At 67.3% G+C, this 15,829-nt stretch carries 16 protein-coding genes and 1 pseudogene; 2 read left to right on the top strand and 15 right to left on the bottom strand.

Features of this window, described 5'->3' with window-relative positions:
• The 12 genes from NCO8_RS12725 to NCO8_RS12670 are packed head-to-tail and all read right to left on the bottom strand — an operon-like array spanning position 1 to position 10,907.
• Positions 1–1,242 (bottom strand): TetR/AcrR family transcriptional regulator, encoded by a 1,242-nt coding sequence (locus NCO8_RS12725; RefSeq protein WP_067639169.1) that lies wholly within the window; start codon positions 1,240–1,242, stop codon positions 1–3.
• 40 nt (positions 1,243–1,282) lie between these two features.
• Positions 1,283–1,906 carry an Rv1363c family protein gene (locus NCO8_RS12720; protein ID WP_174550319.1) on the bottom strand — a complete coding sequence of 208 codons (624 nt, stop codon included), beginning with the start codon at positions 1,904–1,906 and terminating at the stop codon, positions 1,283–1,285.
• A gap of 10 nt (positions 1,907–1,916) precedes the next feature.
• Positions 1,917–3,101 carry an MCE family protein gene (locus NCO8_RS12715; RefSeq protein ID WP_067639166.1) on the bottom strand — a complete coding sequence of 395 codons (1,185 nt, stop codon included), beginning with the start codon at positions 3,099–3,101 and terminating at the stop codon, positions 1,917–1,919.
• Entirely contained in the window at positions 3,098–4,213 is a 1,116-nt protein-coding gene (locus NCO8_RS12710; protein ID WP_067639164.1) for an MCE family protein, read from the bottom strand. Before NCO8_RS12710 ends, NCO8_RS12715 begins: the two co-directional genes overlap by 4 nt.
• The gene (locus tag NCO8_RS12705) at positions 4,210–5,310 is read right to left on the bottom strand and encodes an MCE family protein (RefSeq protein WP_067639162.1); all 1,101 of its coding nucleotides are present in this window, start codon (positions 5,308–5,310) and stop codon (positions 4,210–4,212) included. The genes NCO8_RS12710 and NCO8_RS12705 overlap by 4 nt, the downstream gene beginning before the upstream one ends.
• Positions 5,307–6,323 (bottom strand): MlaD family protein, encoded by a 1,017-nt coding sequence (locus NCO8_RS12700; RefSeq protein ID WP_067640095.1) that lies wholly within the window; start codon positions 6,321–6,323, stop codon positions 5,307–5,309. The genes NCO8_RS12705 and NCO8_RS12700 overlap by 4 nt, the downstream gene beginning before the upstream one ends.
• On the bottom strand, positions 6,320–7,342 hold the full coding sequence (locus NCO8_RS12695; protein ID WP_067639160.1) for an MlaD family protein: 1,023 nt from the start codon (positions 7,340–7,342) through the stop codon (positions 6,320–6,322). The genes NCO8_RS12700 and NCO8_RS12695 overlap by 4 nt, the downstream gene beginning before the upstream one ends.
• Positions 7,339–8,763 carry an MCE family protein gene (locus NCO8_RS12690; RefSeq protein WP_067639158.1) on the bottom strand — a complete coding sequence of 475 codons (1,425 nt, stop codon included), beginning with the start codon at positions 8,761–8,763 and terminating at the stop codon, positions 7,339–7,341. Before NCO8_RS12690 ends, NCO8_RS12695 begins: the two co-directional genes overlap by 4 nt.
• Positions 8,764–8,772: 9 nt before the next feature.
• Positions 8,773–9,609: an ABC transporter permease gene (locus NCO8_RS12685; RefSeq protein ID WP_210740100.1), complete on the bottom strand. Its 837-nt coding sequence runs from the start codon at positions 9,607–9,609 to the stop codon at positions 8,773–8,775.
• A gap of 28 nt (positions 9,610–9,637) precedes the next feature.
• A complete protein-coding gene (locus NCO8_RS12680) occupies positions 9,638–10,489 on the bottom strand; it encodes an MlaE family ABC transporter permease (RefSeq protein ID WP_067488852.1) in 852 nt (283 codons plus the stop codon).
• Complete coding sequence (locus NCO8_RS12675) at positions 10,486–10,683, bottom strand: hypothetical protein (RefSeq protein ID WP_067639153.1); 198 nt, start codon at positions 10,681–10,683, stop codon at positions 10,486–10,488. Before NCO8_RS12675 ends, NCO8_RS12680 begins: the two co-directional genes overlap by 4 nt.
• Entirely contained in the window at positions 10,683–10,907 is a 225-nt protein-coding gene (locus NCO8_RS12670; protein ID WP_067639152.1) for a hypothetical protein, read from the bottom strand. Before NCO8_RS12670 ends, NCO8_RS12675 begins: the two co-directional genes overlap by 1 nt.
• A 357-nt stretch (positions 10,908–11,264) precedes the next feature.
• Here NCO8_RS12670 and NCO8_RS12665 point away from each other — a divergent pair, with 357 nt between their 5' ends.
• Positions 11,265–12,428 (top strand): thiolase family protein, encoded by a 1,164-nt coding sequence (locus NCO8_RS12665; protein ID WP_067639151.1) that lies wholly within the window; start codon positions 11,265–11,267, stop codon positions 12,426–12,428.
• Positions 12,429–12,474: 46 nt separating this feature from the next.
• Positions 12,475–13,323, top strand: a complete 849-nt coding sequence (locus NCO8_RS12660; RefSeq protein ID WP_084456994.1) for an oxygenase MpaB family protein — start codon at positions 12,475–12,477, stop codon at positions 13,321–13,323.
• A 23-nt stretch (positions 13,324–13,346) separates the two neighbouring features.
• On the opposite strand, the gene NCO8_RS12655 is transcribed toward NCO8_RS12660, so the two are convergent.
• From NCO8_RS12655 to NCO8_RS12645, 3 genes and pseudogenes are all read right to left on the bottom strand, one after another.
• Complete coding sequence (locus NCO8_RS12655; RefSeq protein ID WP_067639149.1) at positions 13,347–14,084, bottom strand: oxygenase MpaB family protein; 738 nt, start codon at positions 14,082–14,084, stop codon at positions 13,347–13,349.
• A 308-nt stretch (positions 14,085–14,392) separates the two neighbouring features.
• Positions 14,393–14,542 (bottom strand): annotated as a pseudogene (locus NCO8_RS33010) (DJ-1/PfpI family protein); the annotation flags it as partial.
• Between the two features lie 5 nt (positions 14,543–14,547).
• Complete coding sequence (locus NCO8_RS12645; protein WP_067640093.1) at positions 14,548–15,741, bottom strand: PucR family transcriptional regulator; 1,194 nt, start codon at positions 15,739–15,741, stop codon at positions 14,548–14,550.
• Positions 15,742–15,829: the final 88 nt, after the last annotated feature.

The raw sequence follows: 15,829 nt of genomic DNA, 5'->3' as shown, positions 1-15,829 counted from the left end.
TCAGCGGGGGAGCGGCCGACCGAGGGTGACGGTCTGGAGCAGCCGGACCACGAGATCCTGCGGGCAGATCCCGTCGTCACCGAAGACGCGTCCGAGGTCGACCACCAGGCTGAACGCGGCATGGACCAGGATCCTGGCCTCGCCGATCGACAGCTCCGGCCTGGCCTCGGCGACGAGTTTCGCCCACTCGGTGATGATGAGTTGCTGCAGGTGCCGCAACGTCACCTGATCGGCCTGGTCGACATGGGTGAACTCGGCGTAGTAGACGAAGGTCAGCGCCCGTTCGTCGAAAGACCCGGCGACATAGAGATCGATGAGCGTGCCCAGCGCCTCGGCGGGTGTCCCGGCGGTGTTGATCGCCGTGGGAATCGCCGCCGACACCCGGTCGGCGGCACGCCGGAACGCCGCCGCGAGCAGGTCGCTCTTGCTGCGGTAGTAGCGGTACACCGCGGAGGCCGCCGACAGGTCGGCGGCCACGGCGATGTCTTCCATACTCACATTGGGGTAGCCACGCTCGTGGAACAGCTCGACGGCTTTGCGCAGCAGCAGTTCGTGTTTGAACGGTTGCGGTAGGTCGGGGCCCCGCCGGGCCGCCGCCGTGCTCGGCTCGCCGCGCAGATCGGCGTCGACCAGTGCCCAGCAGGTCGACTTCAACAGCTGCGCAAGGGTTTTCGCCGACAGGCTCGCGTGATGGTCGCCGATGCTGCTGACCACCGCGAACACCGACACCGCGCGCACGGCACGGTCGTGCCCGTCCAGTTCGGGGCGCACGTCACGGATCAGGCCACGCAGTGCGGCGATCGCGGTGACGAACTGCCCGGTGAACTCGGTGAAGTCGGCGGGCTCCAGATATCGCCGCTCCCAGCGGGCCAGCGCCACGGTCGGCCGGTTGGTGACCGTGGCGGCGATGATCGCGTCGAAGACATGATCGAGACGTTCCCTCGGCGACCAGCCTTCGGCCTCCGGCGGCAGTTCGACCGCGCTGAGCGCCAGCCCCGACAGCCGCAGCAACTCCTCCCGGAACAGCGCGTACTTGCTGGGGAAGTGGCGATAGAGAGCGGCGGAACTGATGTCGAGCCTGCGGGCGATGTCGTCCATGCTCACGCCGTGGTAGCCGTGCGCACCGAAGGCCGCCGCGGACTCGGCCGCGATCTGTGCACGCCGGTTCTTCGGCCTGCGGCGGATCTGCCGTGCCGGGGCGGCGGGTTCGTCGATCTGCTTGCTCGTCATCTCGCTTGTCATGCTATCGCCTGTCGGTACCCGGTCGGACCGGCCGCTGGAGTCACTGGGCGGGCGTCGCTGTCAGCGGGGAGTTCACCTTCTCGACGAGCCAGCGGCCACCGTCGTTGTGCAGGCTCATCACCATCGACAGCTGGCCCGGCTTGGCCTTGTGCTCGGTGCCGAGGCTCGAGATGGTCGTGCCGATCACCACGATGGCCTCGGCGGAGTCCTCGTCGCCGGTGCGTAGCGCGCACTGGGTGTCGGTGGCCTTCGAGGTGACCTGGCCCTGGGTGAGGGCTTCGCGCAGCTCGGTGCTCGTCGCTTCGAACTGCTTCTTCCAGTCGCCGGTCGCGCCGTCGAGGACGGCCTGGAAATAGCCGTCGAGGCTCTTGCTGTCGTAGTCGGCCAGGACCGGGGCGTAGCGGCAGGCGGCTTCGCGGGCGCCCTGCTGGGCGGCGAGCAGGTCCTTGCTCTCCTTGTTCTCGAGGAACAGGATCACCGAACTCGCCACCGAGGCGCCGAGGACGACGGCGGCGGCACCGCGCAGCAGCAGGGACTTGCGCTCGGCCGTCCACCGGGAAGCAGGCGGACTCGCCTCAGACGCGACGGCAGGTTTTTCCGCTGCTGCGGCGACCGCAGAAGTCTCGGATTCGCTTGTGCCGGTGTCTTTTTCGTCTGTGCTCATGGGGATCTCCTTATCGGGGTGCTGGCACCGCGGGCTGGGACAGTTCGTCGCCGGTGACACCGGGCGGCGGGCCCGCGCCGTTGTCGGGGCCCGGGGGTCGGGGTGCGTTCGCCGAACCACGCACCTGCAGCGCGGGATTGTCGGTGACGCAGTAGTTGTAGAGCCGCACCCTGGTGTCGGTGGTCTTGTTCGTCGGCACGATCGGCACCGTGTCGTAGTCGCAGGTCGGGCGCGGCCACGGGTCGACGAGGGTGTAGAAGGCGTTGTCGTGGGCCGGGACACCGACCGCCTCGGCGAAGCGACTCAGGCTGGGGAACAGCAGCTCGATGGCGGGCTGACGCAGTTTCGCCGCCCGGGTGATCGCGACGAAGTTCGTCACCAGGTCGGTGATCGGGTCCTGGGTGCGTGAGACGAACCCGCCGAGGGTGGCCAGCTGGCCCGGCCCTTCCTCGAGCAGGTGCCGCAGTTCGGCGTCGGCGGCGGTGAACTGCCGGAACAGCGCGCTGCCCGCGTGCGTGATGGTGCCGAGGTCGGGTTGGGCGTGCGCGGTGGTCGAGGCGATGACCTCGAGATTGCGCAGCAGGTGCTCGGTCTGGGGCAGCAGGTCGGTGAGCCCGGCCATCGCCCGGCTGAGCCCGGAGATCATATTGCGCAATCCGTCCGGCCCGCCGGCGAGAGCTTTGTCGAGCTCGTCGACGATGACATTGAGCCGCTCGGGATTCAGCCCGCTCACCAGGCCGGTCATATTGGCCAGCACCGACTGCACCTGCACGGGCACCGCGGTGTCGGCGCGGGCGATCACGGCGCCGTCCTCCAGATAGGGACCGGTCTCGGTTTCCGGGCGGAAATCCAGGTACTGCTCACCGGCCGCCGACAGGCGGGCGACTGCCACCCGGCCACCCCGCGGGATTCGGGTGCCCTCCTCGATCTGTGCCACGGCGGCGATGCCGTCACCGGAGACACGTACGTCCTGGACCCGGCCGACCCGGACTCCACGGAACGTGACATCACTGCCCGCCGTGAGCCCACCCGAGGTGGCCAGTTCGACGGTCACCTCGTAGGGCGAATCGGTCGGGTCGATCCGCAGGACCACCCCGCCCAGGTACAGGGCCCCGAGCACCAGGACCGCGACGAGGCCGGCGTTGGCGACCGCGACGCGGCGCCGCACCAGCCACTGCCACAAGGGTGAGTTCATCGCGGACCCTCCTGCGGTGTGCTGTTGAGCCGGCCGGTGACCTTGGCGATCACCTCGGCGAGGCTGCCGATGAAGGCGGGCACATCGGTGCCGTCGGGCCAGCGGCTGCCGGTGGGGTCGGTGACCGCGCCGACATCGAGGTAGGACAGGATCGCCCCGACCGAGAGGTTCGGCCCCCGCATGCTGTCCATCACCGAGGGATAGATCTGATTGAAGCCGTCGAGGGCGCCGGTGAGGTCGTCGCCCATTCCCACGAATCCGTTCATCAGGTTCTGGATGCTCTGGAACAGGCTCACGAACTGCGGCCCGTTGGTGGCGCTGAAGTCACCGAGGGCATCCATGGTGATCGCGACCCGGTTGATGAGATCGACGATCGCCTGATTGTTCTCGGCGAACAGCCCGATCAACTGGGGGAAACTGTCGGCCGCCGCACCGAGTTCGGCCTTGCGCCTCGCCAATTCGCCTGTGAGCACCTGTAATCCGCCGAGGGTGGCGTCGAGGTCGCCGGTGCGCTCGTTGAGCGCGGTGATGACCGAGGTCATCTCGCCGATCAGGTGCTGCAGCTGGGGCGCTTTGCCCGCGAAGATCGAGTTCAGTTCGGAGGTGATCTCGGCGGCCTGATTGATGCCGCCGCCGTTGATGAGCATCGAGACCGACATCATGAGCTGTTCGACCGAGGCGGCCGAGGCGGTGTGCTCGGTGCCGATGGTCGCGCCCTCGCGCAGCGGCGGACCGGCGTTCGCTTCGCTCGGCAGGGTCATGGCGACGAAGACGTCGCCCAGTGGCGTCGCCTGCCGCAACTCCACGGTGGTGCCCTGCGGCAGCCGGATATCGTCGCGGATGAGCATTTCCACATCCGCCAGGAACGAGGTGGTCGAAATGCCGGTCACCACACCGATATCGGTGCCGCCGATCTTCACATGGGCCCGGTCGGGCAAGTTGAGCGCGTCGCGGAAGGTGGCGTGCACGGTGTACCCGGGACCCCCGATCCCGGGCTCGGGCATCGGCAACTGGGCGACGGTCATCGAGCAGCCGGCGCTCGATGCCGCGACGGCGGCCGCGCACAGGGCGACGGCGACGGTACTGCGCAGTGTCTTTGCGTGAGTGGTCATTTCGTGAGTCCCAACAGCGCTGCGGTCAAGCCGAAATCCGGGCCCATATCGGAGATCTTGCCGGTGCGGCACCCGTCCAGACGCATCTGCACGCGCTCGCAGAACGTCGCGAGGATCTCGCTGTCGAGCACGATCTTGTCGAGCAAGCCGTGCAGGCGAAGGGCTCGATGTTCCCGGCTGATCGCGTTGTCGAAGTTCTGGAACATCAGCGGGCCCACGTCGATGATCTCGGTGAGATTGCGGGCGTTGGCCCGCATCTGGGCGGCGATGTCGACGAACTTGGTGAGCGCGCCCGCGAGCTGAGTCTCGTTCTGGCCGACCACCGAGGACGTGTTGGTGATGAAGTCGTCGAGTTGCTTCAGCACCGCCTGCAAGCCGGGAGACTGCTGGGCGAACAGCGCGACCAGCTCGGTGATCCGCCCGCTGAAATCGCGCACGGTCTGATCGTTGTCGGCGATGATCTGGGTGATCTCGCCGAGCCGGACCACGGCATTGGCGATCTGGTCCTTGTTGGCCAAGGTCACCTCGAACGCCGCCGACAGTTCGTCGAGCGTGGTGCGCAGCCGGTCGCCGTTGCCGTCGAGCAGCGGGAACAGCACCCGGCTCGCCATCGGCCCGCTCTGGCTGTCGCCCTTCAGCGCCTCACCGAGCTGATCGAAATTGGCCAGGATGCGGTCCAATTCGACCGGGGTCCTTGTCTTTCCGAGCGGAAGATGGGCGCCGTCGGCGAGCTCGGGACCCGACCCGGTGTAGGCGGGCGCCAGTTCGACGTGCCGGTTGGTGATCAGCTGCGGCGAGATCAGGGCCGCCATGGCGTCGGCGGGAATGCGCACATCGCGATCGACCTTCATCACCACCTCGACATAGCTGCCGCGTGGTGTCACCGAATCGACGACACCGACCGGGACCCCGAGCACCGCGACCTCGTTGCCCGGGTACAGCCCGGAGACGTTCTCGAAGTCGGCGCTGATGGTCTTCTGCTCGCCGAGCGCTCGGTCGGCGAACCCGGACACGCTGTCGGGCACCAGGGAACAGCCGGTGGTCACGGCCAGAGCCAGGCACAGCGCGGCCAGTTTGCTCGAACGTGTCGTCCTCATCTATTGCACCCCTGTACGGCCTGCGCGAAGCACAGCCAGTTGTCCGGGAAGATCCACGGTGCCCAGATCTCGCCGTAGGGGCCGTTGCCGAGCAGATTGTTGAACTGCCGCAACGTCACCGGGGCGATCTCGTAGAGCCGGTCCAGGTTCTCCTTGTTCTTGGTCAGGCCGTCCGCCATGGTGTTGAGATTCGTGATCAGCGGTGCGAGCTCGCCGTTGTTCTCGACGCCCATCTCCTGCAGCAGCCGCGACATCTGCGCGACGTTGTCGAGCAACTGGGTGAGCAGGGTCTGGCGTTTCTGCACGGCAGCGCCGATCGCCTCGCCCCTGGTGATCAGGACGAGCACGCTGTTGCGGTTGTCCGACACCAGTTGCGAGACCTGATCCAGGCTTTTCAGCAGGGTGTCGACCTCGTCGCGCCTGCTGTTGATGACCTGGGCCAGCGCGCCGATGCTGTCGAGGGCCTGCACCGCCATGGCGGGGGAGTCGCCCAGTTGGCTGCTGAACACATCGAGCGCGGTGCGCAGCTTGGTCGGGTCGATGCGTTCGATCCGCTCGAACGACGACGAGTACTTCGGGTCCTGGATCACCTTGCTCAGGTTGTAGGGCACGGTGGTGTTCTCGAGCTTGATCCGGTTGTCCGGCAGTCCTTTTCCGTCGCCGGGGCGCAGGTCGATGTGCAGCCTGCCGAGGATGGTCGACATCTCGATCGCCGCGTGCGCGTCGGCGCCGAGGCGGATGTCACGACGGATGCGCAGCGCCACGTCGACCCGGTCGTTCACGAGTTCCACCGACTGCACCTCACCGACCTCGATGCCCGAGATGTCGACGGTCGCGCCGGGCCGCAACCCGGCGGCCTGCGCGAATTCGGCATGAATCGTCTTGTCGCCCAGCTGGATCCGGGCGAGCAGATTGGAACCGCCGAGCAGCACGAGCACCGAGGCGGCCGCGATCAGACCGAGGCGCAGATTCCGGTTGTGCCGCAAGAACTGCGGGAAGCGGGGCCGGTTCATCGGCACACCCCCGACTGTGCGTTGCCGCCGACCTGCGAGAACAGGCCCTCCGGCAGCAGCACTCCCCACAGCGACACATCGAGGCGGCACAGGTAGGCATTGCCGTAGGTGCCGTACTGGGTGAAGCGGGCCACGCCGTTGAGGAAGTCGGGCAATTGCACCGCGCCGCGATCGAGGGCGGCACCGTTGGCCAGCAGCATCGCCACGCCCGTCGTCGCGTTGCGCTGGGCGTCCGACACACCGGGCTTGACCTGTTCGATGATCGTGACCAGCGAGTTCGTCGCACCGGCCACTCGTTCGACCGAACTCTTCAACGATTCTCCTTCGGCGTAGAGCCCGTCCATCAGGCTGCGGGTCTGGGTGATCAGGGTTTCCAGTTCGCCGCTGCGATTGGCCAGCCCCGCCATCACGGAACTGAGATTGCTCAGCACGTCACCGAGGATCTGATCGCGTTCCCCGAAAGTGGCGGCCAACTGGGCGGCCTGGGTGATGAGTGCCGACAGCGACACCTCGTTGCCCTGCAACGCCTGGATGAGTGTTTCCGACAGCGAGTTGATCTGGTCGGGCTGCAGCACGCTGAACAGCGGCTCGAAGCCCGACAGCAGCGCGGACACGTCGAACGACGGCTCGGTCCGCTCGAGCGGAATCTCCGAGCCCGGTGCGACGACGGTGCCACCGTCGGTGCCCGGTGCCAGCGCGAGATAGCGCTGACCGATGAGATTCTGGTACCGCACCAGCGCCTTGGTCGTATCGGTCAGGCGCTGGCGTTCTTCGATCCGGAAATCGACCCGGGCGGTGTAGTCGTCGGCGAAATCGATCTTGTCGATCCGCCCGACGCGAACGCCGGCCATCCGGACGTCGTCGCCGACCCGCAGGCCGAGTACATCGGTGAACACCGCCGAATAGCTGCTGGTATTTCCCGGCACACTGCGTTGCAGGGTCGACCAGATCGTGTAGGTGAGCACGGTCGCCAGGACAGCGAAGAGGCTGAACCCGATGAGTGCTTTGGTGGATTTCACTGTCGGACACCGTCTTCTGTGTCGGGAACGAGGGGGGTGTCGCCGAGGATCGAGCTCAGCAACAGCAGCTGGCTGAACGTCGGCCTCCCGCCGACCAGCGCCGATATGGCGTCGATGCCGGTGAGCCGCTGTGCGGCCGGGGTGGCGGCGGGTGTGGGTTCGACCGCCGCGGCCGGTGCCGTGATCCCCGGGATCGCGGGCAGCCCCGGGATCGGTGGCAGGCCGGGGATCGCCGGAACGGTGATGCTCGGCAGCGCGGGCAGCTGCGGTACCGCGGGCACCACCGGTGCGGGCCCCGCGGCCTCGAGCCGGTTCGGCAGCATGCCGGGCGGATACTCCTGCGGCGGAGCGACTTCCGGGACGGTCGGGCCGCCGCAACGGGGGCCGGTCATCTCGCCGTAGCGGGGGCAGTCGGCGGCGGTGTACTGCTGGAAGGGCGTGAACGTCACATCCATCCGCCAGGTCATCTGCCTGCGCGGCCCGAAGTTGAAGACCTGCTGCAAATTACGCAGCGACGCATTGAGATTGGCCGCCGTCGTCTGCAGTGCGCCGGGATCGCGGGCGATGCCGCCGAGCAGGTCGTCCAGCCCCGCGACCAACTCCTTGCCCGCGTTCGGGTTCGCACCGAACAGCACGTTCACCGATTCCACGGCACTGTTTCCCTGCATGAGCAGTTCGATCAGGTCGGTCCGGTGTTCGTTGAGGGTGCGGGCGGAGTTCACCGAATCGGCGAGCACACCGACCAGCTCCGGCGCCGACTGGCTCAGCGCCGTCGACGCACGCCCGAGATCGCCGAGCAGGTCGCCGATCTCGGGAATCCGGTGCACGGTCGTGAGCCACTGATCGAGGCGCTCGATCGTCGAGCCCGGCACGCGACCGGCCGGGTCGAGCGCCGCCGACAAGGTGGCGAGCACCCGGCCGAGCTTCTCCGGCTGGATGGTGGTGAGCACGTCGCGCAGGGTGTTGAGCGTGGTCTGCAGCTGGATGGTCGCCTCGCTGGTGTCCTCGGCGATCACCGCACCCGCGCGCAGACCCGAGGTGGCGGCGCCGTTGTCGACCAGCTGGATGGACGAGACACCGAAGATGTTGTCGGGCACCACACGGGCGGTGACGGTGTCCGGAATCGTCTCGGCCAGACCGGGTTTCAGCTCGAGGGTGGCTCGCTGGCGTTCACCTGCCGCGACCATCTCCACCGAGCCGACGACACCGACGATCATGCCGCGGAACTTCACATCCGCGCGCTGCGGTAAGCCGTCGCCGGTGCTGGTGAGGTCGGCGCCGACGGCCACCGTTTCCTCGAACTCGCCGTTGTAGCGCAGGGCGAGCAGATACAGCGCGACCGCGAACGCGGTGATCATCGCCAGGCCCGCCGCGGTGAGCTGTAGGGGTTTGGGGCCGCGGCCGCTGAGATCGAGAATCATCCGATCGACCTATCCCGAGATCCGGAATCCGGGGTCGATGCCCCAGATCGCTAGCGTGAGAAAGAGATTCGTGAAGACCATGACGACGATGACCATCTTGATCGCCCGTCCGGCCGCCACGCCGACGCCTTCGGGGCCACCGGTGGCGACGAAGCCGTAGTAGCACTGGATGAAGGCGGCGATCAGCACGAAGACCACCACTTTGAGCAGTGAGAAGAACACATCGGGGCCGAGCAGGAATTGGTAGAAGTAGTGGTCGTAGGTGCCCGCGGTCGTGCCGCCCAGGAACAGCACCGACAGCTTGGTCGCCACATAGGCCACCGCGAGACCGACGGTGTAGAGCGGGACGATGGTGATGGTCGCCGCGAGCATCCGGGTGGTCACCAGGTACGGCAACGGCCGGATGGCGATGGACTCGAGTGCGTCGATCTCCTCGGAGATCCGCATCGAACCGAGCTGGGCGGTGAACCGGCACCCCGACTGGATGGCGAAGGCGAGCGTGCCGAGGATCGGCGCGATCTCCCTGGTGGTCGCGAAGCCGGAGATGGCGCCGGTGAGCGGGCCCATGGTGAGCAGGTTCAGCGCCGAGTAGGACTCCATGCCGACGGTGATGCCGCCGAACGCGCACAACACGATCACCACGCCGACCGTGCCGCCACCGACGATCAGCGACCCGTTGCCCCAGCCGACATCGGCGACGAGGCGGGCGACTTCCTTGCGGTAGTGGCGCAGTGTGAACGGGATCGCCAGCAGCGCCTGGAAGAACACGATGGCCTGATGACCGAGCCGTTGATTGGCCTGGATCGGTACCTTGGCCGTGGCGGCCAGCGCCTGCACCGGGCGCATCGCGGGTGGGATGTATTCGGCGGCCACGTCACACCACCTTCGCCGGGAAGAGGGCGTTGTAGAGCTGGGTGACGATGATGTTCGTCGCGAACAGCATCAGCGCCGAGGTGACCACCGCCGAGTTCACCGAGTTCGCGACCCCGCCGGGACCGCCCTTGGTGTGCAGGCCGATATCGCAGGCGATGATCGCGGTGAGGGCACCGAAGATCGCCGCCTTGAACAGCGCGACCAGCAGGTCGTTGGCCACCGCGAACGAGGCGAACGAACTGATGAACGAACCCGGTGTGCCGTGCTGGGCATACACATTGAACAGGTACGCGGTGGCGAAGCCGACGAACACGATGAACCCGCACAGCAGCATGCTCACCACCACCGCGGCCACCAGGCGGGGTGCGACGAGCCTGCGCACCGGGTCGACGCCCATCACTTTCATCGCGTCGATCTCCTCGCGGATCGTGCGCGAGCCGAGGTCGGCGCAGATCGCCGAACCGACCGCCCCCGCGATCATCAGCGAAGTCACCAGCGGTGCGCCCTGACGGATGATGCCGAGGCCGGCGACCGCGCCGATGAAGGTGGTCGCACCGACCTGGTTGACCAGCGCGCCCACCTGGATCGAGACGACCACCGCGACCGGAATGGCGACGAAGACGGTCGGCAGGGCCGAGACATTGGCCATGAAGGCGCACTGTTTCACGAACTCCTGGAACGGAAAACGTCGCCGCACCAGTGAGAGGAACAGTTGCACGATCGCGGACCTGCCGAGCAGGACCTGCCTGCCGAGCGTCTCGACCGATCGCTGGGGATGTCGTCGCCAGAGCCCGGTGGCGCTGTCGATGATCCGTCCGACCTCGGACGGTTCGGTAGCCGGTTGTGACGTCATGCGGCACCGACCCTCGTGTCGAGCCAGTGCTCGAGCAGGACGACGAGTCCGGTGACGGCGGCGAGGCCGAGCCCGAACGCGCACAGAACGGCGATCCACATACCGAATCGGAGCACCGGATTCACCTCGGCACGTCCGCCGAGGACCTTGACGACGGTCACCACCAGATCGATGACCCAGACCAGCGCCATCATCAGGTCATCGTCACATTCGCGAAGGTGAGCACCGGCCAGCACACGATCGACCCGAGGAACGAGACAACCAGGTCCGCGCCGTGGAGATCACGCAGGTGGCTCGTGTGGGTGTAGGTCCAGATCACCCCGACGAGACCGTAGGGGATCGCGAGAATGATCAGGGTTCCGAGAAATTCGGACACCTTCATCTCGTAGCTGAGAAATCTGTCCAGCCGTCGCAACATGGCGTGCCGCTGTTCCTTCCTGCAGGACCGTGGATCAGCGGGGGCCGGTGGGCGGCCGACGTCGCTGACGGTCGAGTGATGTTGCTTGGTGTTCGGTGGGGAGAAAGGAATCGGCTATTCGGGACCTCCCCTGGATCGTCGGATAGCGTGGGGATTACGGTGCTCACCTACGGCGACTGCACCGATTAAGTTACTACGCATTCCTCGCGCTGTGACGAGAATTACGGGTAACATAGCGCAAGAATCGCTGATTGCCTATAGGTAGTCGACCGGGAGCTCGCCTGGTTGTCGTCGGCGAGAATGGCTAGTAACTTATCGGTGATGTCGCCGCTGGGGTGGCTGTGCAGGAGGAACACAATGTCCGCAGTGATCGTCGATGTGGTTCGCACCCCCTCGGGGCGGGGCAAGCAAGGCGGTGGGCTCTCGTCGGTGCACCCGGCCACCCTGCTCGCGGGTGTGCTCGCCGAGCTCGTCGCCCGCACCGGCATCGACCCCGCCCTGGTGGACGACTTGATCGGCGGTTGCGTGACGCAGAGCGGTGAACAGGCCAACAACATCTCCCGCACGGCGGTACTCGCCGCCGGATTCCCCGAATCCGTGCCGGCCACCACGGTCGACCGGCAGTGCGGATCCAGCCAGCAGGCCGTGCATTTCGCGGCCCAGGGAGTGCTCGCCGGCGCCTACGACATCGCCATCGCCTGTGGCGTCGAGTCGATGAGCCGGGCGCCGATGTTCTCCAACACCCAGGGCAAGGACTCCCTGCGCGGTCCACTTGCCGCGCGCTACCCCGACGGGCTGATCGGCCAGGGTATCGCGGCCGAAATCCTCGCCGCGCGGTGGAAACTGGACCGGGCCACCCTCGACGAATTCGCCGCCCGCTCACACCGCCTCGCGGCCGCCACCGCGCAGGCGGGCGGGTTCGACGCCGAACTGGTGTCCGCGGGCGAACTCACCGCCGACGAGACCATCCGGGTCGGCACCACCGTGGAAGGACTGGCCGGCCTGCGTCCCGCCTTCACCGATCAGGCTATGGCACAGCGTTTCCCGGAGATCGACTGGTCGGTGACAGCGGGTAATTCCTCCCCGCTTACCGACGGTGCCTCGGCCGCGCTCATCATGAGCGAGGCGATGGCGTCGAAACTCGGCCTGACCCCGCGCGCCCGCTTCCACTCGTTCGCGGTGGTCGGTGACGACCCGACCCTGATGCTCACCGCCGTCGTCCCGGCGACCCGCAAGGCACTCGAGCGCGTGTCGCTGACCGTCGACGACATCGACACCTTCGAGGTGAACGAGGCGTTCGCGCCGGTGCCGCTGGTGTGGCAGCACGAACTCGGCGCCGACCCGGAACGGGTGAACCCGCGCGGCGGCGCCATCGCGCTCGGCCACCCGCTCGGCGCCTCCGGCACCCGCCTGCTCGCCACCATGGTCAACCACCTCGAGCAGACCGGCGGCCGATACGGGCTGCAGACCATGTGCGAAGCCGGTGGCCTGGCCAACGCCACCATCATCGAACGGCTCTGACGCGCTCGCGCTTCGATCCCGTGATCAACCAGACCCTGGAGTAGCCATGCGTCGTCGGACCGCAGCGGTACGAACATCGGAACCGTCGGGCGACCCGCGGCGTTACATGGCGGGTCCGGCGGCGCTTCTCGGTGGCCCAGCGAATGTGATCATGCAACTGAGCTGGGCTCCGGTCGGTCGCGGGGTCGTGGAAAGCACCGTGACCAGTGGGCGTTTCGATCTGCGTCCACGGAAGCGGGGACGAACCACGTTGACGTACCTGGCGGTCGCGATGCTCGGCACCGAGGAAGATCGGGTCGCCTTCCGCGCGGCCGTGAACACCGCGCACCGGCAGGTGCGATCGCGGCCCGACAGCCCGGTGCGCTACAACGCCTTCGATCCGCGGCTGCAACTGTGGGTCGCGGCCTGCCTCTACCGCGGCACCCTCGATTCGCTGACCTTTCTCTTCGGTGCGCCGGACGAGGAGTCGGCGGACGAGTTGTACTCGGAATCAGCGCGATTCGGGACAACCCTGCAGGTGCCACCGGAACTCTGGCCCGCGGATCGTGCCGCCTTCGCCGACTATTGGGAGTCCATGCTCCCCGGCCTCTCCTTGGACGACGAGGTCCGGGAATATCTGGTGAGCCAGGTGGTCGACATGGGCCCCTACCGGCCGTGGGAGCGACTCCTGTTCCGCCGGGTGAACAGGTTTTTCACCACCGGCTTTCTGCCGCAACACTTTCGCGATGAGCTCGGGTTGCCGTGGAGTGACCGCAAGCAGCGCGCCTTCGAGATCACGATGCGGGCGATCGGCCGGGTGCTGTCGGTGGTCCCCGAGTCCTGGCGGCTGTACCCCTTCGAGACATATCTGCACGACATGCGGCGCCGACAGGCGCGCGGCCTGCCGTTGGTGTGAGCGGCTGCCACGAATCCGTACTGCTATCGAGCGACCTGCAGACAGCGAACCGTGCGAGGCGCCAGATGGCCCGCGCCGCGCAGCGTCGCGGCGTAGGCGCTGAGGGCGAGGCGATCCTTGCGGGTCACCGTGAGACCGAGCAGTCGCGCGGCCCGATCGTGCAGCAGCGCGGGAATCGCGGCGCTCGGTGTGAACCGCGGCAGCCAGGCGTCGGGCCGGAGTGCCTGCGGCGCAAGGGTGTCGGTGGCTGCGGTGACCTGCAACATCGTCGAACAGGCCTGATCGAAGTACGTGCGGAAGTCGGCCCAGGTGCTCGGCATGGGGCGGGTCGACAGCTCGTATCGCCGATACCACTCGCAGCATTCGGCGTAGAGCCGTTCGTGCTCGTCGGCCGACATCGGGCGGATGAACGTGTCGACGGCGGTGAACAGAGTCTCCACGTAGGTGGCGTGCTGGAAGTGGAAGACCTCGGGATGCAACGCGTGGTAGCGGTGCCCGAGGTTGTCACGACCTTTGACGTGTTCGTGCGCGGCGCGGATCACGAAGCGGGCATCCGCGCCGGTGTAGGCCAGCCGGATCATCTGTGAGACGGAACGTTGCTTGTGCCACCACAGCCGGTAGGACACATGATCGACGAGGCCGGCCGCGATCGCCGGATGCAGAACCTGCAGGGTGACCGCCCGGGGCAGGGCCAATGCGAATCGTCGATCACCCAGATAGCGAAGCAGCAGCGAATCTGTCGAGGCGAGCTGCCGCGACATCATCGACCACCGTCGGCCGGTAGCTCGGATGTGCTGCGTGGGAGGTCGTGCACCGCGGGCTCGGGCTTCGCGGTGGTGCCGCGCCGTACCCTCCGTATCGCCGTGCACCACAACAGCAACGGCACCGACTCGGCGATTCTGGGTGCCATTCCGGAGCTCAGGCCGAGCCGAATTCGATCGGCGAGGGCCGCGCGACGGATCGACGCCGATGTTTCGGTCGGCCGTGGCATGTCGAAGGGCGGTGCGGGGTCGTACTCGATGTCCAGCTGAATGATCCGGGCGCGCTCGGTGCCGCATATGCTGCCGACCAGCGGGAGGCTGCCGCTGTCGGTGACGATCGGACCGGCCTCATGCCAGACGAATCGGATGCTTGTTGCCGGCATGAACCGGAGGACCTCGTACGGGCCTATCGCGTCCAGTGCGGTCATGCCCGGGTAGCACAGCACGGCGATTTGCATGCGGTTCACCACCGCTTTTCGGTGCGGAAGGCGCGGGCCACCATGGCCGACTTCAGCTGCCAGAGTCCGGTGGCGCCGGTCGCATCGATGCCGGTCAAGGCCGCGATCCGGCCGAGCCGGTAGATGATGGTGTTGGTGTGCACGTGCAGTTGCCGCGCGGTGCGCTGGCGATTCATATTGTTGGCGACCAGCACCCGCACGGTCTTGGACAACGCGGGATGATCGTCCAGCGGCGCGAGCAATTCGCCGAGTCCGGCAAGGCCCGGTCCGGGCCGGGTGAGCTGGTATTCGAGCGCCAGGTCTTCGAATCGGTAGAGCGCGGGTGGGTAGCCGAGTCGACCCGCGATGTCGAGAAGTTCGTGTGCGAGCTGGGCCGCGTCGGGAATGTCGGCGGTGCCGCTGACGACCACGGCCGCGGTGATCTCGGCGCGGGCAGCGGTCGAGAGTGTGTCGACGAGGCTGTCGAATCGGACATCATCGGTGTCGTCACCGGGGATCAGGATGGTGCCGCCGTCGGGTGACAGCATCGCGAGGGCGGTATCGATGTGCCGTTCCAGTGCCTTGTGGACACGGTGGAGTCGGCGCCGTGCCGTATCGCCGGTCTGCCACTGCTTCGGTGGCCTGCGGGGAATCGACACGGCGAGCACCCGATACGCGTCCGCGATGTGCACGCCCGACTCCCGGGCCATCGTGGTCGTCGCGCGGCCGGCGAGCAGCGCCGAGGTCACGGTCCGCATCGCGGTGTGGTGTTCGCCCGCGACCACGCGGTATTCGCACAGGTACGCGCTGATCATCGTGGTGGACAGGACATTCGACAGTCGCACTGATGCGCGCAGTCCCGCGGCGAGCGTGTCGTCGCCATAACCGTTGCGGGGGGAGAACACCGTGTCCACGCTCGCCCACAGCGCCTCGTGGAAGGCGCGGAGGATGTCCTCGATCGACAACCCTTCCCTGGCCCAGACGGCCGCGGCGGTCGTGAGCCAGTCGAGTTCGCCCGCGACATCCTCGTCGTCGACGATGCCCCGGCCGATCCGCGCACACATGCCGGTGGACGTGGTGAGCTCGTCCGAGATCGCATCACCGAGCAGCGCACGGCGCCTGGCGAGGTCGCGGACGAAGTAGCTGACGACCCGACCGGTCATGACGCCGACATCGGGTTGCGCACAGCGCAGTGGTTGGTCGGCCAGGTCCAGCGGCATCGTCGGATTCTCCTCGATCGCCTCGGTGCCACCACCCGCGGCGACGCGGGTACGGCCGAGTGCTGCAACCGGCCTGAGCGATGGTGCT

The organism is Nocardia coubleae NBRC 108252 (genome assembly GCF_001612805.1).
GTDB lineage: Bacteria > Actinomycetota > Actinomycetes > Mycobacteriales > Mycobacteriaceae > Nocardia > Nocardia coubleae.
Note: the sequence above shows the minus strand (reverse complement) of the source record. Positions and strands in the feature narration are given on the sequence as shown.